The sequence below is a fragment of the Sphingomonas sanguinis genome (assembly GCF_019297835.1).
In the GTDB taxonomy this organism is placed as follows: Bacteria; Pseudomonadota; Alphaproteobacteria; order Sphingomonadales; family Sphingomonadaceae; genus Sphingomonas; species Sphingomonas sanguinis_D.
Genome location: NZ_CP079203.1, coordinates 1,231,414 through 1,249,170 on the forward strand (window position 1 = coordinate 1,231,414; position 17,757 = coordinate 1,249,170).

General features: G+C 65.8%; 21 protein-coding genes. 8 read left to right on the forward strand and 13 right to left on the reverse strand.

From position 1 onward, the window contains the following. Window positions 1-78: 78 nt before the first annotated feature. The 6 genes from KV697_RS05430 (at window position 79) to KV697_RS05455 (ending at window position 7,367) form a co-directional block, all read left to right on the forward strand. On the forward strand, window positions 79-1,824 hold the full coding sequence (locus tag KV697_RS05430) for an acetolactate synthase 3 large subunit (RefSeq protein ID WP_219020410.1): 1,746 nt from the start codon (window positions 79-81) through the stop codon (window positions 1,822-1,824). A 150-nt stretch (window positions 1,825-1,974) separates the two neighbouring features. Beyond that, window positions 1,975-2,490: an acetolactate synthase small subunit gene (ilvN, locus tag KV697_RS05435; RefSeq protein WP_056434153.1), complete on the forward strand. Its 516-nt coding sequence runs from the start codon at window positions 1,975-1,977 to the stop codon at window positions 2,488-2,490. Between the two features lie 72 nt (window positions 2,491-2,562). Continuing rightward, window positions 2,563-3,582 (forward strand): ketol-acid reductoisomerase, encoded by a 1,020-nt coding sequence (gene ilvC, locus KV697_RS05440; protein WP_056434154.1) that lies wholly within the window; start codon window positions 2,563-2,565, stop codon window positions 3,580-3,582. A gap of 296 nt (window positions 3,583-3,878) precedes the next feature. Then, window positions 3,879-4,487 (forward strand): YceI family protein, encoded by a 609-nt coding sequence (locus KV697_RS05445; protein WP_219020411.1) that lies wholly within the window; start codon window positions 3,879-3,881, stop codon window positions 4,485-4,487. A 315-nt stretch (window positions 4,488-4,802) separates the two neighbouring features. Further along, window positions 4,803-6,461, forward strand: a complete 1,659-nt coding sequence (gene leuA / locus KV697_RS05450) for a 2-isopropylmalate synthase (protein ID WP_219020412.1) — start codon at window positions 4,803-4,805, stop codon at window positions 6,459-6,461. A gap of 105 nt (window positions 6,462-6,566) precedes the next feature. Beyond that, window positions 6,567-7,367 (forward strand): hypothetical protein, encoded by an 801-nt coding sequence (locus tag KV697_RS05455; RefSeq protein WP_219020413.1) that lies wholly within the window; start codon window positions 6,567-6,569, stop codon window positions 7,365-7,367. A gap of 3 nt (window positions 7,368-7,370) precedes the next feature. Here KV697_RS05455 and KV697_RS05460 read toward each other — a convergent pair whose 3' ends face one another. The 9 genes from KV697_RS05460 to KV697_RS05500 form a co-directional block, all read right to left on the reverse strand. Further along, window positions 7,371-8,813: a porin gene (locus tag KV697_RS05460; RefSeq protein ID WP_219020414.1), complete on the reverse strand. Its 1,443-nt coding sequence runs from the start codon at window positions 8,811-8,813 to the stop codon at window positions 7,371-7,373. A 102-nt stretch (window positions 8,814-8,915) separates the two neighbouring features. Beyond that, window positions 8,916-9,269, reverse strand: a complete 354-nt coding sequence (locus KV697_RS05465) for a dihydroneopterin aldolase (protein WP_219020415.1) — start codon at window positions 9,267-9,269, stop codon at window positions 8,916-8,918. Further along, window positions 9,266-10,012, reverse strand: a complete 747-nt coding sequence (locus KV697_RS05470; RefSeq protein ID WP_219020416.1) for an SDR family oxidoreductase — start codon at window positions 10,010-10,012, stop codon at window positions 9,266-9,268. The genes KV697_RS05465 and KV697_RS05470 overlap by 4 nt, the downstream gene beginning before the upstream one ends. Further along, on the reverse strand, window positions 10,009-10,635 hold the full coding sequence (gene folE, locus KV697_RS05475) for a GTP cyclohydrolase I FolE (RefSeq protein ID WP_219020417.1): 627 nt from the start codon (window positions 10,633-10,635) through the stop codon (window positions 10,009-10,011). The genes KV697_RS05470 and folE overlap by 4 nt, the downstream gene beginning before the upstream one ends. 208 nt (window positions 10,636-10,843) lie before the next feature. Further along, a complete protein-coding gene (gene fghA, locus KV697_RS05480; RefSeq protein ID WP_219020418.1) occupies window positions 10,844-11,686 on the reverse strand; it encodes an S-formylglutathione hydrolase in 843 nt (280 codons plus the stop codon). Next, window positions 11,683-12,540 (reverse strand): formyltetrahydrofolate deformylase, encoded by an 858-nt coding sequence (purU, locus tag KV697_RS05485; RefSeq protein ID WP_219020419.1) that lies wholly within the window; start codon window positions 12,538-12,540, stop codon window positions 11,683-11,685. The genes fghA and purU overlap by 4 nt, the downstream gene beginning before the upstream one ends. Further along, a complete protein-coding gene (locus KV697_RS05490) occupies window positions 12,537-12,926 on the reverse strand; it encodes a VOC family protein (RefSeq protein WP_219020420.1) in 390 nt (129 codons plus the stop codon). The genes purU and KV697_RS05490 overlap by 4 nt, the downstream gene beginning before the upstream one ends. Then, the gene (locus KV697_RS05495; RefSeq protein ID WP_219020421.1) at window positions 12,926-13,312 is read right to left on the reverse strand and encodes a VOC family protein; all 387 of its coding nucleotides are present in this window, start codon (window positions 13,310-13,312) and stop codon (window positions 12,926-12,928) included. The genes KV697_RS05490 and KV697_RS05495 overlap by 1 nt, the downstream gene beginning before the upstream one ends. After that, entirely contained in the window at window positions 13,312-14,424 is a 1,113-nt protein-coding gene (locus KV697_RS05500) for an S-(hydroxymethyl)glutathione dehydrogenase/class III alcohol dehydrogenase (protein WP_219020422.1), read from the reverse strand. The genes KV697_RS05495 and KV697_RS05500 overlap by 1 nt, the downstream gene beginning before the upstream one ends. A gap of 107 nt (window positions 14,425-14,531) precedes the next feature. Between KV697_RS05500 and KV697_RS05505 the strand changes: the two genes are divergently transcribed. Both KV697_RS05505 and KV697_RS05510 read left to right on the forward strand, forming a co-directional pair. Next, window positions 14,532-14,735 (forward strand): hypervirulence associated TUDOR domain-containing protein, encoded by a 204-nt coding sequence (locus KV697_RS05505; protein ID WP_219020423.1) that lies wholly within the window; start codon window positions 14,532-14,534, stop codon window positions 14,733-14,735. Between the two features lie 56 nt (window positions 14,736-14,791). After that, the gene (locus tag KV697_RS05510) at window positions 14,792-15,052 is read left to right on the forward strand and encodes an SWIB/MDM2 domain-containing protein (protein WP_007405135.1); all 261 of its coding nucleotides are present in this window, start codon (window positions 14,792-14,794) and stop codon (window positions 15,050-15,052) included. Window positions 15,053-15,110: 58 nt separating this feature from the next. On the opposite strand, the gene KV697_RS05515 is transcribed toward KV697_RS05510, so the two are convergent. The 4 genes from KV697_RS05515 to KV697_RS05530 form a co-directional block, all read right to left on the reverse strand. After that, a complete protein-coding gene (locus KV697_RS05515; protein ID WP_219020424.1) occupies window positions 15,111-15,527 on the reverse strand; it encodes a hypothetical protein in 417 nt (138 codons plus the stop codon). Window positions 15,528-15,677: 150 nt separating this feature from the next. Continuing rightward, complete coding sequence (gene xth / locus KV697_RS05520) at window positions 15,678-16,451, reverse strand: exodeoxyribonuclease III (protein ID WP_219020425.1); 774 nt, start codon at window positions 16,449-16,451, stop codon at window positions 15,678-15,680. A gap of 1 nt (window position 16,452) precedes the next feature. Beyond that, a complete protein-coding gene (erpA, locus tag KV697_RS05525; protein WP_219020426.1) occupies window positions 16,453-16,791 on the reverse strand; it encodes an iron-sulfur cluster insertion protein ErpA in 339 nt (112 codons plus the stop codon). A gap of 176 nt (window positions 16,792-16,967) precedes the next feature. Further along, a complete protein-coding gene (locus tag KV697_RS05530) occupies window positions 16,968-17,717 on the reverse strand; it encodes a M23 family metallopeptidase (protein WP_219020427.1) in 750 nt (249 codons plus the stop codon). Window positions 17,718-17,757: the final 40 nt, after the last annotated feature.

A 17,757-nucleotide genomic window follows, 5' to 3' on the forward strand; every position in this document is an offset into this window, starting at 1 on the left:
CGCGCACTTTTTAAACTTGTAGCCGCGCCATTCCCGACACGCCCCGTCAGCGGGCACGGACGCAGAAGGACGAAGACGATGACCGAGAAGAGCGGAGCCGATATCCTGGTCGAGGCGCTGTGCGATCTCGGCGTGGAGGTCGTCTTCGGCTATCCGGGTGGTGCGGTGCTGCCGATCTATGACGCCATGTTCCGATCGAAGCGCATCCGCCACATTCTCGTCCGCCACGAACAGGCGGCGACCCATGCGGCGGAGGGCTATGCCCGCTCGACCGGCAAGCCCGGCGTGGTGCTCGTCACCTCCGGCCCCGGTGCGACCAATGCGGTCACCGGCATCACCGATGCGCTGCTCGATTCGATCCCGATGGTGGTCATCACCGGCCAGGTTCCGACCGCGCTGATCGGCACCGACGCGTTCCAGGAAGCCGATACCGTCGGCATCACGCGCCACTGCTCCAAGCACAATTACCTGGTGAAGGACCCCGCGCGCCTGGGCGAGGTGGTGCATGAGGCGTTCCATATCGCGACCTCGGGCCGCCCCGGCCCGGTTGTGATCGACATTCCCAAGGACGTGCAGGTCGCCACCGCCCGCTATCAAAAGCCGGGCCCGATCCGTCACAAGACCTATCGCCCGCAGGTGAAGGCCGACCAGAGCCAGATCGAACAGCTGGTCGACATGCTGGCGGCGGCGGAACGCCCGATCCTCTATACCGGCGGCGGCATCATCAATTCGGGTCCGGCCGCGTCGCAACTGCTGCGCGAACTGGCCCGCATCACCGGCGCGCCCGTGACCTCGACCCTGATGGGCCTGGGCGCCTTCCCGGCCAGCGACCCGCAATGGCTGGGCATGCTGGGGATGCACGGCACCTACGAAGCCAATATGGCGATGAACCAGGCCGACCTCGTGGTCGCGCTGGGCAGTCGCTTCGACGACCGTGTGACCGGGCGCTTGGACGCGTTCAGCCCGAACAGCCGCAAGGTCCATGTCGATATCGACCGGTCGAGCGTGAACAAGAATGTCCGCGTCGACCTGGCCATCATCGCCGATGTCGGCCACGCGCTGGAGGATGCGGTGCGCATCTGGAAGTCGCGCCAGCATCCCAAGCCCGACACGACCGAATGGCAGCGCCGCATCGCGGGCTGGCGTGCGGTCGGCTGTCTCTCCTTCCCCGAGGCGGGCGACGTGATCATGCCGCAACGCGCGATCCGCGCGCTCTACGACGCGACCAAGGCACGCCAGCCGATCATCACCACCGAGGTCGGCCAGCACCAGATGTGGGCCGCCCAGCATTTCGGCTTCGAAAAGCCCAATAAGTGGCTGACGTCGGGTGGTCTGGGCACCATGGGTTACGGCCTGCCCGCCGCGATCGGTGCGCAGCTGGGCAATCCGGGTGCGCTGGTCATCGACATCGCCGGTGAAGCCTCGATCCAGATGAACATCCAGGAACTGGCGACGGCGACCCAATATCGCCTGCCGGTCAAGATCTTTATCCTGAACAACGAATATATGGGCATGGTCCGCCAGTGGCAGGAACTGACCTATGAGAGCCGCTATGCCGAGAGCTATTCGGACAGCTTGCCCGATTTCGTGAAGCTGGGTGAAGCCTATGGCTGGAAGGGCATATTGATCGAACATCGGCACGAGCTGGAGGACGGCATCGCCGCGATGCTGGACCATGACGGGCCGGTGATCGTCGACTGCCGCGTGGCCAAGCTGGCCAACTGCTTCCCGATGATCCCGAGCGGCGCGGCGCATACCGACATGATCCTGCAGGCCAATGAGGTATCGGGCACCATGGACGACGAGGCAAAGGCGCTGGTTTGACCTTGAAGCTCCTCCCCGCCCGCGGGGAGGGGGACCGTGACGCGAAGCGGCACGGTGGAGGGGGATCACCGCGTAGGACAGCATGAGTGGAGAACCCCCTCCACCATGCTCCGCATGGTCCCCCTCCCCGTACCGGGGAGGAATTTTGGAATGCACATCAAGACCGAACAGGTGGAACGCCACACGCTGGCGGTGATCGTCGACAACGAACCGGGCATTCTCGCGCGGATCGCGGGTCTGTTCACCGCGCGCGGCTATAACATCGAAAGCCTGACCGTGTCGGAGATCACCGCCGACAAGGCCGTCAGCCGCATCACCATCGTCACCAGCGCCTCGCCGCCGGTGATGGAGCAGATCATCGCCCAGCTCGACCGGCTGGTCCCCGTCCACAAGGTCGCCGACCTGACCGTGCTGGGCGACCATGTCGAACGCGAGCTGGCGCTGGTGAAGGTGTCGGGCACCGGCGACCGCCGGATCGAGGCGCTGCGCCTCGCCGAAGTCTACCGCGCCCGCGTGGTCGACGCGACGATCTCCAGCTTCGTGTTCGAAGTCACCGGCGGCATCGCCAAGATCGACAAGTTCGTCGAACTGATGGGCGAAGTCGGCCTCGTCGAGGTCGCCCGCACCGGCATCGCCGCCATCTCGCGCGGCGCTGAAGCGGCCTGAGGCCACCCCCTCCAGTTTTTCAGTCTTTCATGAGGCCCCAAGCGGCCCAGCCATTTCGAAAGGGAAGTTGAAATGCGTGTGTATTACGATCGCGACGCCGATCTGAACCTGATCTCCGAGAAGAACATCGCCATCCTGGGTTACGGCTCGCAGGGCCACGCCCATGCGCAGAACCTGCGCGATTCGGGCGTCAAGAATGTCGCGATCGCGCTGCGCCCCGGTTCGGCCTCGGCCGCCAAGGCGGAAGCGGCGGGCTTCAAGGTCCTGTCGAACAAGGAAGCGGCCGGCTGGGCCGACATCCTGATGATCCTGGCCCCCGACGAGCATCAGGCCGCGATCTATGACGCCGATCTGAAGGGCAATATGAAGCCCGGCGCAGCGCTCGCCTTCGCCCACGGCCTGAACGTGCATTTCGGCCTGATCGAGCCGCCCGCGGACATCGACGTCATCATGATCGCCCCCAAGGGCCCCGGCCATACCGTGCGCAGCGAATATGTGCGCGGCGGCGGCGTGCCCTGCCTGATCGCGATCCATCAGGACGCCAGCGGTAACGCGCATGACGTCGCGCTGGCCTATGCCAGCGGCGTCGGCGGCGGTCGCTCGGGCATCATCGAGACGAACTTCCGTGAAGAGTGCGAAACCGATCTGTTCGGCGAGCAGGCCGTGCTGTGCGGCGGCGCGACCGCGCTGGTCCAGGCGGGCTTCGAGACGCTGGTCGAGGCGGGCTACGCCCCCGAAATGGCCTATTTCGAGTGCCTTCACGAACTGAAGCTGATCGTCGACCTGATGTATGAGGGCGGCATCGCCAACATGCGCTACTCGATCTCGAACACCGCCGAATATGGCGACATCAAGACCGGCCCGCGCATCATCACCGAAGAGACCAAGAAGGAAATGAAGCGCGTGCTCGCCGACATCCAGTCGGGCCGCTTCGTGAAGGACTTCGTGCTCGACAACCGCGCCGGCCAGCCCGAACTGAAGGCCAGCCGCATCGCCGCCAAGCGCCACCCGATCGAACAGGTCGGCAGCGAACTGCGCGCGATGATGCCGTGGATCGGGGCGAACAAGCTGGTGGATAAGGCGAAAAACTGAATTATCGCTAGGGGTGGGCTCGGTGAGACACCTTGCCCTCCCCCATCCCCTCCCGCTTGCGGGAGGGGTGCGTTGCTGGGCTGCCCATACGCACAATCGCAACCTATCACCGAGTTGCAAAGTTAGTTAAACCCTTGCCGCAGCCGCAAGCACGCCCCTCCCGCAGGCGGGAGGGGATGGGGGAGGGAAAGAGGCCTCGCAGAGACCAACCTAGAAACGCATCGTTGCGACCTTGGCCTTTGACGCGCGTTAACCGCACGGCTCAAAAAGGCCACCGTTCAACAGGGAGTCTACCCATGCGTTTCGTCCTTCCCGCCGCTCTGGCGCTCGCCACCATCGCCGCGCCCGCCATCGCGCAGACCGGCACGCCCGGTGCCGCCGTCGCCTCGCGCGTCGTCGCGGGCACTTATGCCGTCGACCCCGCCCACACCCAGGTCACTTGGTCGCTCAACCATATGGGCTTCTCGATGCTCGAGGGGCAGTTCGGCGCATCGGAAGGCACGCTGACCATCGATCCCGCCCGCCCTCAGGCCGCCAAGGTCGACGTGACCTTCAAAATCAACGATCTCTCGGTCACCGCCGCCCCCTTCGCCAACCATCTGAAGTCGAAGGACTTTTTCGACGCCGCCACCTATCCGACCGCGCGCTTCGTCTCGACCGGCGTGAAGGTCATGGGCACAAAGGCCGTCATCACCGGCAACCTGACCATCAAGGACCAGACCAAGCCGGTGACGCTGAACGCGACCTTCTTCGGCGCAGGGACCAACCCGATGTCGAAGAAGCTGAACATCGGCTTCCGCGCGACCGGCAAGATCAAGCGTTCGGACTTCGGCGTCGGCGCCTATGTCCCGGTGGTGGGTGACGAGGTCGACCTGACCATCAACGCCGCCTTCACCGCGCAGTAACGTCCCTTATCCTCTCCCATCCGCGAAAGGCGGGGTCGTCCGCGCGGCCCCGCCTTTTTTCGTCGGCGCAGCTTCATGACGGCGCCAAGCCACCGGCCGTCATCAATCTCGATATGGACAAGGCCCCGCCGACGCGGCATGAACCCGTCCATCATGATCGCCGCGCTGCTGCTTCGTTCGCTTCGACTTATCCGCCCTTAGGGGAGGATCGGCGTGGCCATGCGCGACTTCCCTAAGGGCTGAATGAACCGATAAGCCTTATCCCCGCCGCGTGACAGGCCAGACGCGGCCGAGACTATTGGAAGACCGACGATCATGCTCCGCGATCCTTCGACCAAGTACCGCCCCTTCCCGACCATCGCCCTGCCCGACCGGCAATGGCCGAACCGCACAATCACGAAGGCGCCGCGCTGGCTGTCGACCGATCTTCGCGACGGCAATCAGGCGCTGATCGACCCGATGGATGCGGAAAAGAAGACGCGGATGTTCGACCTGCTGGTCAAGGTCGGGCTGAAGGAGATCGAGGTCGGCTTCCCCAGCGCGGGCGCGACCGAGTTCGATTTCATCTCCGGCCTGATCCGGGACGATCGCATCCCCGACGACGTGACGATCCAGGTCCTGACCCAGTCGCGCCGCGACCTGATCGAGCGCAGCTTCGAAAGCCTGGAGGGCGCACGCACCGCGATCGTCCATCTCTACAACGCGGTCAGCCCGGCCTGGCGCAAGATCGTGTTCGGCATGACCCGTGACGAGGTCCGCAAGATCGCGGTCGAGGGCGCGAAGATCCTGCGCGACGAAGCGGCCAAGCGTCCCAACACCGACTGGTTCTTCGAATACAGCCCCGAGACCTTCTCGACCGCCGAACTGGATTTCTCGGTCGAGGTCTGCGCCGCCGTCATGGACGTGCTCAAGCCCACGCCCGACCATCCGCTGATCCTGAACCTGCCCGCCACGGTCGAGTGCGCGACGCCTAATGTCTATGCCGACCAGATCGAATGGTTCGGCCGCAACATCCCGAACCGCGACTCGGTGGTGATCTCGCTGCACACGCATAACGACCGGGGGACCGGTGTCGCCGCCGCCGAACTGGGCGTGATGGCGGGGGCAGACCGGGTCGAGGGCTGCCTGCTGGGCAATGGCGAGCGGACCGGCAATTGCGATCTCGTGACCGTCGCGCTCAACATGTACACGCAAGGGGTCGACCCCAAGCTCGACCTGTCGGACATCGACGAGGTGGTGAACACGGTCAATTACTGCACCAACTTGCCCGTCCACCCGCGCACGCCCTATGCGGGCGATCTGGTCTTCACCGCCTTTTCAGGCAGCCATCAGGATGCGATCAAGAAGGGTTTTGCGGCACAAGCGGCGCGCAACGACGATCTGTGGGAAGTTCCATACCTCCCCATCGACCCCGCCGATCTGGGCCGTTCCTACGAAGCCGTGATCCGCGTCAATTCGCAGTCGGGCAAGGGCGGCGTCGCCTGGGTGATCGAGCAGGACAAGGGGCTGAAGCTGCCCAAGCGGCTCCAGGCCGATTTCAGCCGCCATGTCCAGGCGATGGCCGACGCCACCAGCCGCGAGTTGAACGCCGCCGATATCTGGGGCGGGTTCGAGGCGACCTATCTGCCGCGCGAGGGCGACCGTTTCGTGCTGCGCGACTATGAGGAAAGCGGCTCAACGGGGCAGCGGACCTTTATCGGCCGCGTGCAGGTGGATGGCGAGGAGCGTTCGATCTCGGGCCGTGGCAACGGCCTGATCTCCAGCGTGATCGCAGCGCTGGCCGACACGACAGGTCCGAACCTCGAAGTGATTGACTATAACGAACATGCCATCGGTCACGGTGCCGACGCCCAGGCCGCCGCCTATGTCGAGGCGCGCACCCCGGATGGCCGGATCGTGTTTGGCGTGGGGCTGGACACCGACATCGCCACCGCCAGCGTCCGGGCGGTGCTCTCCGCCGCCAATCGGGCGTGATGCGCCCCGTCCTTCTCGGCTAAGACGACGCGCCATGCGGGTCATCGGAGCGTCGTTTTTTCTGACCCGGAAGGGCGAGGTCGCAGATGGAGGGGCGTCGGCATCATGAGCGTCGCCGCCCCTCCGTCACGCTGGGCGTTCATTCCCGAACGCTACCGCGAAAAGCTGCGCGAGCGGGGGGCGTCGATCACGCTCACCGTGCTGGCGCACCTGTTGCTGGCATGGCTGCTGTTCCATCTGGCGCCCAAGCTGATCGACCCGGAGAAATCTTCGGCGCTCAACACCTTCTCCGTGTCGCCGGACGACAAGGAGTCGGGTGCGCCGGTGCCCAAGACCCGCACCGCGACGCGCAAGCCCGCGGCGGCCGGCGGCTCCAAGGCCCCGGTCTCGGAGAAGCGCGCGGACACTCCTGTCCCGCAGCCCGAGAAGAAGGCCGACACCTCCACGCCGACGCCGTGGCAATGGGGGGACAAGTCGCTGTTCGACGCAGGCGACATCGCCGCGTTACCCAAGGGCGAAGGCAAGGGCGTCGGGTCGAGCAAGGGCGACGACCGGGGCGAGGACAGCGCATCCGCCTATGGCCCCGGCGAAGGGCCGGGCGGTCGGCGGCTCTACAATGCCGAATGGTTCCCGCGCCGCCCGAGCAATGCCGAGTTGAGCGGCTATCTGCGCGGCCCCGCCCCCGATGGCGGCTGGGCGTTGATCGCGTGTCGTACCATTCCCGACTACCGCGTCGAAAATTGCCAGATCCTGGGCGAGTCCCCTGTCGGCTCCGGGCTGGGTCGCGCGATGCGCGAGGCCGCATGGCAATTCCGCGTCCGCGCGCCGCGCATCAACGGCAAGGAAATGATCGGCGAATGGGTCCGTATCCGGATCGACTTCTCCACCACCAAGCGTGGCGATTAGGCCTCAGTAAGTGAATTGCAGCTGGGTTCGGATCAAATCGCCCGTGGCCCGGCCCGTTCGCCGCGAATCCGCCTCGCGCCGCTCCATCCGAGCATAGGCCAGCGTCAGTTCCAGTGCGTCGACCAGCTGAATTTCCGTGCCCAGTTCCCACTCGTCGGTTTCCAGGCGGGGCGCATCGACATTGGCCTTCCAGCCGCCGCGATAGCGCTGCCACCGCGCATAAGGGATGGCGCGGCCGATCGGGGTCCGGCCGAGGTCGGTCATCAGCTGGACATAGCCGCCGCCAAGCCGCTGGCTGCGGACCGAACGCAAGGCCATGTCATATTGCGGTCCCCAGCCGGTCGTCCATTCGGTCTGGATACCGAAGGGCTGCGGATAGAGGATCGCGTGGAAGCCGACCCGGTCGTCGCGATATTCGACCGGGCTGATGCCGCTACGCAATTCGGGGCGGAAACGGTTGAGGATCATCGATCCACCCAGCTCCAGCACCTGCCCCTCGAACACCGGCCCCAGCCCGTCGAGCGCGAAGGGCCAGGTGGCCATGGCGACCTTCATCAGGCTGTCGTTGCGCTCGGTCCGGTTGGTGCCCTGGCCGTTATAGACGGCCAGCCCGAACGCGCCGTAATTGCCGAACAGCTTCTGCTTGTTCTTGGTCAGCCGGTCCCAGATCGCCTGGACCGGCGCCGGGGTGTAATAGACGTTAACCCCGACATCGCGCTCGCCGGGCACGCCGCTGTTGATCGCATCGGACCGGTCGAGCGGCAGGCGGTTGGACGAGCTTTGCAGATTCTCCCAGCCGAACGGCACCTTGGACTGGCCGAAGCGCAGACGCAGGCGGCGCTCGGGGTCGAGGAACCAGTCGACATAGACGTCGCGCAGCTGCCCGAAATTCTCGCGCCGCTCGGTGCTCGACTGATTGTTCACCGCCGCGCCGAAATCATGCTGGAAATAGAGCTGCAGCCGATCGGTGATATCCCCCTGCAACACCAGCCGGACACGCCGCAGCAGGAAGCCGCCATCGTCGTTGATCGAGGCGTCATGGACCGAGCGCAGCCGCGATCCGGTCTCTCCCGGCGCATCCTGGGCGTCGAGCACCCCATTGTAACGCAACTGCGTATAGCCGCGCAGGCGCATCCGCTCATACCAGGGGGCGCGGGCCGAGGGCGGCTTGGCGACCGCCGCGACGCGCTGGGGTGCGGTCGGCGGCGGGGGCGAAGACGGGGTGGCGGTCGAGGCAGCAAGCTGGGGCACGGCGGCCATCGGCACCGTGGCGGCGGGCGCTCCCTTCTGCGCATCGGTCAGCGCCTTAATCTGCGCCTTCAGCTCGTCGATCTGACGCTGCAATTCCTGTACGGTCTGGGCGGCGGCGGGTGCCGGGCAGCTTGCCAGCATCATCGCGGCGGCGATCCCGGTACCGGCCCGCTGGGGTATCGACTTGATCGCCATGATGTTCCGCCCTGTTTGCGGCGGCGACTTAGGACGGGTGCGGTCCCTTCCGCAACAGATTGATGACAGTCGCGTGATATTATCGTGACATCGACGCCCGGCTCAGCGCGACCGTTCGATCTCGCAGCCCACGCGCGCATCAGGATAGATGCCGGTCTTGGTCGAGCGCACCTTCACCGAGACCACACGGGGATCAGCCAGACACAAGGCCGCCACCGCCTCGCAAAGGCTCTCCTGAAGTGCGAAGCCGGGACCGCCCGCCATCGCCAAAAGCCCCTCTCGCAGGAAATCATAGTCCAGCACCTCCTCGATCCGGTCGGCGCGGGGGGCGGATGGGTAGGTTATGGTCATCGCGACGGACAGGCTGACCGGCTGCGGCTCGGTTTCGTGCGGATGGATGCCCAGCCGCATCGCCACGCTCATATCGTCGAGCAGGATGGTATAGGTCGCGCTCATCCTCGTCCCTCGAACATCACATCGCCGTCGCGGCGGCAGAAGCGCTGGCCGCAATCGACATAGAGCGTCTGTCCCCTGATCCCGCGCGCGGTCAGCAGGAAGGACACTGCCTCCGCCACCGCCTCCGCGCGGATCGGGCGGGCGAGCAGGTTCTTGGTCGCCGCCGCCACGAACTCTTCGTCGCTCTGGTCGCCGCTTTGCAGGGTCAGGCCCGGTGCGACCGCGTTCACCGCGATGCGGGGCCCCAGTCCTTGCGCCAGCATTGTGTTCGCCCCCGCCAGCGCGAATTTGGCGCAGCTATAGGCGAAGAAATCGGGATTCGGGTTCGCCAGCTTCTGGTCGAGGATATCGACCACCGCGCCATCCGTCACGTCATCCTGCCGCGCCAGCGCCGAAGCGAGCAAGGCGGGTGCGGCGGCGTTGATCGCGTAGAGCTTCGCCATCAGACCCGCATCCGTGTCCGGCGGCCGGTCGAACTCGAAGGCCGAGGCGCTGTTGACCAGCCCGTCGATGGGCCCACCCACCGCCGCCCGTGCCTGGGCGAACAGGGCGTCGATCTCGTCGATCCGCGAAAGGTCACCCTGCACCATCGGCGCGCCCAGCTCCGCTGCCAGCGCCGCCGCCGCCTCGCCCGAGCCGTTATAATGGATCACCGACTGATGCCCGTCCGCCGCCAGCCGCCGGGCGATGCTCGCGCCCAGCCTTTTGGCCGCTCCGGTCACCAGCACGGTGCGGCGTGTCATCCGCCCAGGCCCATCAGCGACAGGACTTCCTTGCGGCTGCGATCGTCGTCGCGGAACACGCCCATCATCCGGCTCGTCACCATCGACACGCCCGGCGTGCGCACCCCGCGCGAGGTCATGCAGCCATGCGTCGCCTCGATCACCACCGCGACGCCCAGCGGCTTCAGGTTTTCCCAGATACAGTCAGCCACCTCGGCGGTCAGTCGCTCCTGCACCTGCAACCGGCGGGCAAAGCCATGCAGCACGCGCGCGAGCTTGGAGATGCCGACGACATGGTTGCGCGGCAGGTACGCGATATGCGCGCGCCCGATGATCGGGGCCATGTGATGCTCGCAGTGGGACTGGAACGGAATGTCCTTCAGCAGCACGATCTCGTCATAGCCGCCCACTTCCTCGAACACCCGCGACAGGTGGACGGCAGGGTCGTCGCCATAGCCTGCGCAATATTCGGCCCAGGCGCGCGCGACGCGCTTGGGCGTGTCGACCAGCCCCTCGCGCATGGGGTCGTCCCCCGCCCAGGCGATCAGCGTGCGGATGGCGTCGGCGACATGATCGGGCACGACGATCTTGCCGTCCTGACCGATCAGGTCGCCGTCCTCCGGGTCGCCATGCGCGCAGCTCATATCATGTCCCTCACATCAAAGCCGGTGCGATAGCGGATCGATTGCCGGGGTGCAAAACTCGCATCCCCTTAACCCATGTCACACAACTCCGTTCAGCCTGAGCGAAGTCGAAGGCCACGCCATGCCACCTGGATCTGGGCGTATTCCCTTGCCTTCGACTACGCTCAGGCTGAACGGAAGGGGGGATGCTTGACTCAGCGGGAAGGAATTACCCGCGCAACCGCTCCGCCGCCCAGGCGACGTGGTCGGCCATGAAGGTGGAGATGAAGTTGTAGCTATGGTCATAGCCCGGCTGCATCCGCAGGGTCAGCGCGATCCCGGCCCTTTCGCAGGCCCCGGCCAGCAACTCGGGGCGGAGCTGCTCGGCCAGGAACTGGTCGGCATCGCCCTGGTCGACCAGCAGGTCGGGCACCTGCGCGCCGTCCTCGATCAGTGCGACGGCATCCGCGTGTCGCCACGCGGCGCGGTCCTGCCCTAGATAGCCGCTCAGAGCCTTCTCGCCCCATGGCACCTGAGACGGCGCGACGATGGGGGCAAAGGCCGACACGCTGCGGAAACGGTCCGGGTTGCGGAGCCCGATGGTCAGTGCACCGTGGCCGCCCATCGAGTGACCGGTAATCCCTTGCGCGCCCATGTCGGCCATGGCGAAATGCTCGGCGATCAGTGCGGGCAGTTCCTGCTCGATATAGGTCCGCATCCGGAAATGCTTCGCCCAAGGCTCTTCCGTCGCATCGACGTAGAAGCCGGCCCCCTGTCCCATGTCATAACCGTTGTCATCGGCCACGCCTTGCCCGCGCGGTGACGTATCGGGCGCGATGAAGATCACGCGGTGCTGGGCGCAAGCGGCCCGATACTCGCCCTTGTCGGTGACATTGGCGTGCGTGCACGTCAGCCCAGACAGATACCAGAGGACGGGGAGCTTCTCTCCTTCCTCATGCTCGGGCACGAAGACCGAGAAGGTCATGCGCGTGCCCGTCGCTTCGCTGTCATGCGCGTACACACCCTGCACGCCGCCATGCGCCTTGGAGGTCGAAATCGTCTCGATCGTCATCGGAACACCACCGTCCGGTTGTCATTGAGGAAGACGCGCCGCTCGCCCACCCAGGCGACGGCGCGGGCCAGCACCTGCGCCTCGATATCGCGGCCGATGCGGATCAGGTCGTCGACGCTGGCGCGGTGATCGACCCGCTCGACCGCCTGTTCGATGATCGGCCCTTCATCGAGATCCGCCGTCACGAAATGCGCGGTCGCGCCGATCAGCTTCACGCCGCGCGCATGGGCGCGGTGATAGGGTTGCGCGCCCTTGAAGCCGGGCAGAAAGCTGTGATGGATGTTGATGCACCGCCCCGGCAGCGCGGCAACCAGCCGCTCGCCCAGCACCTGCATATAGCGGGCGAGGACCAGATAATCGGCGGCGCTCTCGTCCATCAGCGCGAGCATCGCCGCTTCCTGTTCGGCGCGATTGCCGTTGTCGACCGGCAGGTGATGCCAGGGCAGGCCATGCCATTCGACCAGCGGCCGCAAGCTATCGTGATTGGATACGACCCCGACGATCTCCACCGGCAGCGTGTTGGTCCGCCAGCGATGGAGCAGGTCGTTCAGGCAGTGCGAGCCCTTCGACACCGCGATCAGCATCCGGGGGCGCTCGGTCGCTGGCGCGACATGCCAGTCGAAGCCGAAGCGCGCCGCCGGTTCCGCCAACGCCGCCCGCACCCCCTCGACCGAGACGGGAAAACGCTCCCCCTGCCCGGTGAAGACGATGCGCAGGAAGAAGCGGCCCGTTTCCAGATCGGCATATTGCTGGCTGTCGAGGATGAACCCGTCGATCCCCGCCAGCGCGCCCGACACGGCGGCGACGATGCCGACCCGGTCCTGGCACGCCAGCGTCAGGATATAGTCGCTCATGCAGCGGGCAGGCGACAGGCCAGGCAGAGCTTGTTGCCGTCCGGGTCGCGCAGATAGCCGAGATGCGCCTTGCCCATGCCGGTATCGCGCTCACCGACCGGCCCTTCGATCGCCGTGCCGCCATTCGCGACGCCCGCCGCATGCGCCGCAGCAACCTGTGCCGGGTCGGCCGCGCCCAGCCCGATCGTGCCGCCATTGGCATGGGTCGCGGGCTGGCCGTCGATCGGTCGGGTCACGATGAAGACCGCGCCATTGTGCAGGTACATGACACGCTCGACATTCGGGTCCTGCCGCCCCGGCTTGCCGCCCAGCGCGGTGAACAGCGCGTCATAGAAGGTCTTGGAACGCGCGATGTCGTTCGATCCGACCATGATATGCGTGTACATCAGGCCGCCTCCACCAGATGCCGGGCGCACAGCTTGTTGCCGGTCGGATCACGCAAATAAGCCAGATAGACCTTGCCTACCGGCACTTGGCGGACGCCCGGCGGGTTCTCGATCGCGGTGCCGCCGTTCGCCAGACCCGCTGCATACCAGGCATCCGCCTGTTCCGGCGAGTCCATCGCAAAGCCCAGCGTCGCGCCATTGGCATAGGTCGCAGGCTCGCCATTGATCGGCTTCGAAATGAGGAACCGCGCGCCCTTATGGCTGTAGACCAGCCGCCCGAGCGGATCGACCACACCCTCGGCCGCGCCCAGCACGCCCAGCGTCGCGTCGTAGAAGCGCTTGGCCGCCGCAATGTCGTCGGCCCCCAGCATGACATGGCTGAACATCAGAAGATCACCACGCTGCGGATGCTCTCACCCGCATGCATCAGGTCGAAGCCCTTGTTGATCTCCTCCAGCGTCAGGCGGTGGGTGATCATCGGGTCGATCTCGATCATGCCGTTCATATACCAGTCGACGATCTTGGGCGTGTCGGTCCGCCCCCGCGCGCCGCCGAATGCCGTGCCGCGCCAGTTGCGCCCCGTCACCAGCTGGAACGGCCGCGTGCTGATCTCCTTGCCCGCCTCGGCCACGCCGATGATGATCGAGGTGCCCCAGCCGCGATGACAGGATTCCAGCGCAGTGCGCATCACCTCGGTATTGCCGGTCGCATCGAAGCTGTAGTCCGCGCCGCCATCGGTCAGCTCGAGCACCTTGGCGATCGTCTCTTCGCGGCTCAGCCCCTTGGAGTTGAGGAAATGGGTCATGCCGAAGCGGCGGCCCCATCCCTCACGGTCGGGATTGATGTCGACGCCGATGATGCGGCCCGCGCCCGCCAGCTTGGCACCCTGGATGACGTTCAGGCCGATGCCGCCCAAGCCGAAGACGACGATATTCTCGCCCGGCTGCACCTTGGCGGTGTTGACTACCGCGCCCACGCCCGTCGTCACGCCGCAGCCGATATAGCAGCTGGTGTCGAACGGCGCGTCCTCGCGGATCTTCGCCACCGCGATCTCCGGCAGGACGGTGAAGTTCGAGAAGGTCGAGCAGCCCATATAATGGAAGATCGGCTGGCCCTTGTAGCTGAACCGCGTCGTACCGTCGGGCATCAGCCCCTTGCCTTGCGTGGCGCGGATCGCGGTGCACAGGTTGGTCTTGCCCGACAGGCACGACTTACACTGGCGGCATTCGGGGGTGTAGAGCGGGATGACATGGTCGCCCGGCACCACGGACGTGACGCCCGCACCGACCTCGCGCACGATGCCGCAGCCTTCATGGCCAAGTACGCTGGGGAAGATACCCTCGCTGTCGAACCCGTCGAGCGTATAGGCGTCGGTGTGGCAGATGCCGGTCGCCATGATTTCGACCAGGACCTCGCCAGCCTTGGGGCCTTCCAGATCGAGTTCGACGATTTCGAGCGGCTTCTTGGCTTCGAAGGCGACGGCTGCGCGGGTCTTCATGGGGTTCCTGTCTCCTTGGCTTGCCGCCCTGATGCCCCGAGGCGCGCGCTGGTGCAACCAATGAACACGACGGGGGATTGATGCGGATCGACCCCTGGAGAGCAGAGATGAGCGGATTTAAAAAGGACGATCGCGTCACTTGGAACAGCCATGGCGGCACCGCCGAGGGCAAGGTCGTCAAGAAGCAGACCAGCGATACGACCATCAAGGGCCATACCGTCCGTGCGTCGAAGGACGAGCCGCAATACATAGTAGAGAGTGACAATGGCGGAAAGGCAGCGCACAAGGCGGACGCGCTGAAGAAAGCGTGATTCACGCGCGTCCCGCCAAAGGGCTGGGACGCTGAAGGATTATAGGAAGGAACATCATGGCCACCGCAACCACGGGCACCGGCATCCACGCCCCGGTCCAGCCGTCCGAGGAACTGGGCGCGATCGTCGGCAACGAGAAGCTGCCGCGCAGCCAGGTCATCAGCAAGGTGTGGGACTATATCAAGGCCAACAACCTGCAGAACCCCGAGAACAAGCGGGAAATCCTGGCCGACGACAAGCTGAAGAAGGTGTTCGGCAAGGACAAGTGCACCATGTTCGAGATGAACAAGTTCATCTCGGCGCATCTGAAGAAGTAAGCCTTCTTCCGCCCCGGCCGCCATGCCGGGGCACACCCTTCCCCGCTCGCGCCGCCAGTTACCGCAGGTCCAGGACCAGCGGCTTGCGCGCGGGCGGTGTCGCGGCCGGTTTTTGGGCCGGAGACGGCGCGCGACCCACGGGTCCCGATGCCGACGGCGTTGCAGCAGGGGCCGGATCGCCCGCCCCCACACGCCCCGCCTCAATCTGGTTCAGCCGCTGCTCGACCAGTTGCGCATCCAGCAGCTTGCGATCCCCCTGCATCGCCGCGACCTGCGCCTCTAGCACAGCGACCCGCTGTTCGAGCATCTTTACCCGAACCTGATCCTCGGTCTGCGCGACCATGTCCTTCGCGGCCTTCTCCTGCCGCGCCCGTTCCTGCGCGTCGGCGTCGGCAAGACGATCGTCGGCACGGCTATTCTGCTGGCAAGCGGCCAGCGACAGGGTGAGGATCAACAGGGGAGCGGCACGGCGCATCGGCGGTCTCGAGTCTCAAAAATCCTCCCCGGCAGGGGGAGGTGGCAGGCCAAAGGCCTGACGGAGAGGGGCTTCCTCATAGGATAGACCATGTGGCAATCCCCCTCCACCATCCTTCGGATGGTCCCCCTCCCCGTACCGGGGAGGATTTCAGTCGCGCAGCTTTACCCAGGTCGGGGCATGGTCGCTGGCCTTTTCCCGCCCGCGATAGCTCTTGTCGACGCCCGCATCGACCAGCCGGTCGGCGGCCTGCGGGCTGAGCAGCAGATGGTCGATGCGGAATCCCGCATCGCGCTGCCACGATCCGGCCTGATAGTCCCAGAAGGTCCACACCCCGCCCTTGGGCGCGCGCGTCCGCAGCGAATCCGTCCAGCCCTGCGCGAGCAACCGGCGATAGGCCTGACGGCTCTCCGGCTGCATCAACGCATCGCTCGCCATGGCGGGGACGGAGAAGGTGTCGTCGTCATTGGGAATGACGTTGTAATCCCCGGCGAGCACGGCGGACACTTCCTCCGCCAGCAACGCCCGCGCGCGGCTCGCCAGCCGTTCCATCCAGCGCAGCTTGTAATCGAATTTCGGCCCCGGCTGGGGATTGCCGTTGGGCAGATAGAGCGAGGCGACGACCAGGCCGTTCACCTCGCATTCGAGGTAGCGGCTATGTTCGTCCTCATCTTCGCCCGCCAGCCCGCGCTGCCGCTCGACCGGCTGGGCACCGCGCGCGAGGACCGCAACGCCGTTCCAGCTCTTCTGCCCGTGCCAGACCGCCCCATATCCGGCGGCCTCTATGTCCTTGATCGGAAAGGTATCGTCGCTGGCCTTCAGTTCCTGAAGACAAACGATATCCGCGTCCGCCTCGGCCAGATATTCGAGCAGGCGGGGCAGACGGGCCTTGATCCCGTTGACGTTGTAGGTAGTGATCTTCACGTCAGACCGAGAAGCTGGTGCCGCAGCCGCAGCCCGAGGCCGCGTTGGGGTTCTTCACCTGAAACGCCGCGCCGCCGAGGGACTCGACATAATCGACCTGCGCCCCCCGGACGAGATCCAGGCTGATGCTGTCGACGACCAGTGTCACGCCATCGGTCTGCGCCACCGCATCATCCTCGGCAGGCGCATCGGCCAGGCCGAACTTGTACTGGAAGCCCGAACAGCCGCCGCCTTCGACCGACAGACGCAGGATGGCGGGCTTGTTCTGCCGCTCGGCGATCGTCGCGACACGCGCCGCGGCGGCCGAGGTCAGCGCGATTTCGGAAATGCTGGTGGCCATGGGGATGAGATAGGCGCGAGGGGCGAGTGGGGCAATCCCACTAAATCCTCCCCGGCACGGGGAGGTGGCAGACCGAAGGTCTGACGGAGGGGGGCTTCCGCAAAGGGCGCCTCTAGCCGCCATCCCCCTCCACCGCTCTGCGAGCGGTCCCCCTCCCCGTTCCGGGGAGGAAACTTTTAGTCCTGCGCGGCGGGGCCGTCGGTCGAGACGGGAATCTGGTGGATCGCGTGATCCTGCGACGCGGTCAGATAATCGCCGGTGGTCAGGAAGGGGATCGGGTTGACGGCATGGCCGTCCATGCGGACCTCGTAATGGAGGTGCGGGCCGGTCGAACGGCCGGTCGACCCCATCAGCGCGATCAGCTGGCCGCGCGTCACGCGGGCACCGTCGGCGACGAGGATCTTCGACAAATGGCCATAGCGGGTCGCGATGCCCTTGCCATGGTTGATCTCGACCAGATTGCCGTAACCGCCCTGCCAGCTGGCATGATCGACGATGCCGTCGGCGGTGGCATAGATCGGCGTGCCGACCGGACCCGGGATATCGACCCCGGCATGCATCGCGGCGGTGCCACGGAAGGGGTCGGAGCGGATGCCGAAATTGCTGGTGAACTGAAGCTTTTCGACCGGATGGACCGAGGGGATCGCGATGACGCCGTTCGGGCGGGCGTCCATCTTCTTCCAGGTCTGGAACAGGGTGCGGAACTGCTGGTCGGTGCGAAGGTCGGCCGAGGCTTCGGCGCTGTTGGCGGGGATGAACTCACCCCCGACGGCGGCATTGGCCTTGGCGACCGGAGCGGCGGGTGCCGAGTGGGCCATCGCCATCTGGCCGGACAGACCGCCCGAAAAACCGACGATCAGGGTAGCAAGGAAAACAGAGCGGACGCGCGATGCAATCGATTTACCCGAGAGTGCCAGTTGATTCATCGAACCCCGAACCCTTGTCGCCGAACGATCCCGCAGTCGG

Excerpts from the sequence above, each read along its gene's own strand:
- KV697_RS05430 (WP_219020410.1), top strand. The coding sequence starts at position 79 with ATGACCGAGAAGAGCGGAGCCGATATCCTGGTCGAGGCGCTGTGCGAT.
- ilvN (WP_056434153.1), top strand. The coding sequence starts at position 1,975 with ATGCACATCAAGACCGAACAGGTGGAACGCCACACGCTGGCGGTGATC.
- ilvC (WP_056434154.1), top strand. The coding sequence starts at position 2,563 with ATGCGTGTGTATTACGATCGCGACGCCGATCTGAACCTGATCTCCGAG.
- KV697_RS05445 (WP_219020411.1), top strand. The coding sequence starts at position 3,879 with ATGCGTTTCGTCCTTCCCGCCGCTCTGGCGCTCGCCACCATCGCCGCG.
- leuA (WP_219020412.1), top strand. The coding sequence starts at position 4,803 with ATGCTCCGCGATCCTTCGACCAAGTACCGCCCCTTCCCGACCATCGCC.
- KV697_RS05455 (WP_219020413.1), top strand. The coding sequence starts at position 6,567 with ATGAGCGTCGCCGCCCCTCCGTCACGCTGGGCGTTCATTCCCGAACGC.
- KV697_RS05460 (WP_219020414.1), bottom strand. The coding sequence starts at position 8,813 with ATGGCGATCAAGTCGATACCCCAGCGGGCCGGTACCGGGATCGCCGCC.
- KV697_RS05465 (WP_219020415.1), bottom strand. The coding sequence starts at position 9,269 with ATGAGCGCGACCTATACCATCCTGCTCGACGATATGAGCGTGGCGATG.
- KV697_RS05470 (WP_219020416.1), bottom strand. The coding sequence starts at position 10,012 with ATGACACGCCGCACCGTGCTGGTGACCGGAGCGGCCAAAAGGCTGGGC.
- folE (WP_219020417.1), bottom strand. The coding sequence starts at position 10,635 with ATGAGCTGCGCGCATGGCGACCCGGAGGACGGCGACCTGATCGGTCAG.
- fghA (WP_219020418.1), bottom strand. The coding sequence starts at position 11,686 with ATGACGATCGAGACGATTTCGACCTCCAAGGCGCATGGCGGCGTGCAG.
- purU (WP_219020419.1), bottom strand. The coding sequence starts at position 12,540 with ATGAGCGACTATATCCTGACGCTGGCGTGCCAGGACCGGGTCGGCATC.
- KV697_RS05490 (WP_219020420.1), bottom strand. The coding sequence starts at position 12,926 with ATGTACACGCATATCATGGTCGGATCGAACGACATCGCGCGTTCCAAG.
- KV697_RS05495 (WP_219020421.1), bottom strand. The coding sequence starts at position 13,312 with ATGTTCAGCCATGTCATGCTGGGGGCCGACGACATTGCGGCGGCCAAG.
- KV697_RS05500 (WP_219020422.1), bottom strand. The coding sequence starts at position 14,424 with ATGAAGACCCGCGCAGCCGTCGCCTTCGAAGCCAAGAAGCCGCTCGAA.
- KV697_RS05505 (WP_219020423.1), top strand. The coding sequence starts at position 14,532 with ATGAGCGGATTTAAAAAGGACGATCGCGTCACTTGGAACAGCCATGGC.
- KV697_RS05510 (WP_007405135.1), top strand. The coding sequence starts at position 14,792 with ATGGCCACCGCAACCACGGGCACCGGCATCCACGCCCCGGTCCAGCCG.
- KV697_RS05515 (WP_219020424.1), bottom strand. The coding sequence starts at position 15,527 with ATGCGCCGTGCCGCTCCCCTGTTGATCCTCACCCTGTCGCTGGCCGCT.
- erpA (WP_219020426.1), bottom strand. The coding sequence starts at position 16,791 with ATGGCCACCAGCATTTCCGAAATCGCGCTGACCTCGGCCGCCGCGGCG.
- KV697_RS05530 (WP_219020427.1), bottom strand. The coding sequence starts at position 17,717 with ATGAATCAACTGGCACTCTCGGGTAAATCGATTGCATCGCGCGTCCGC.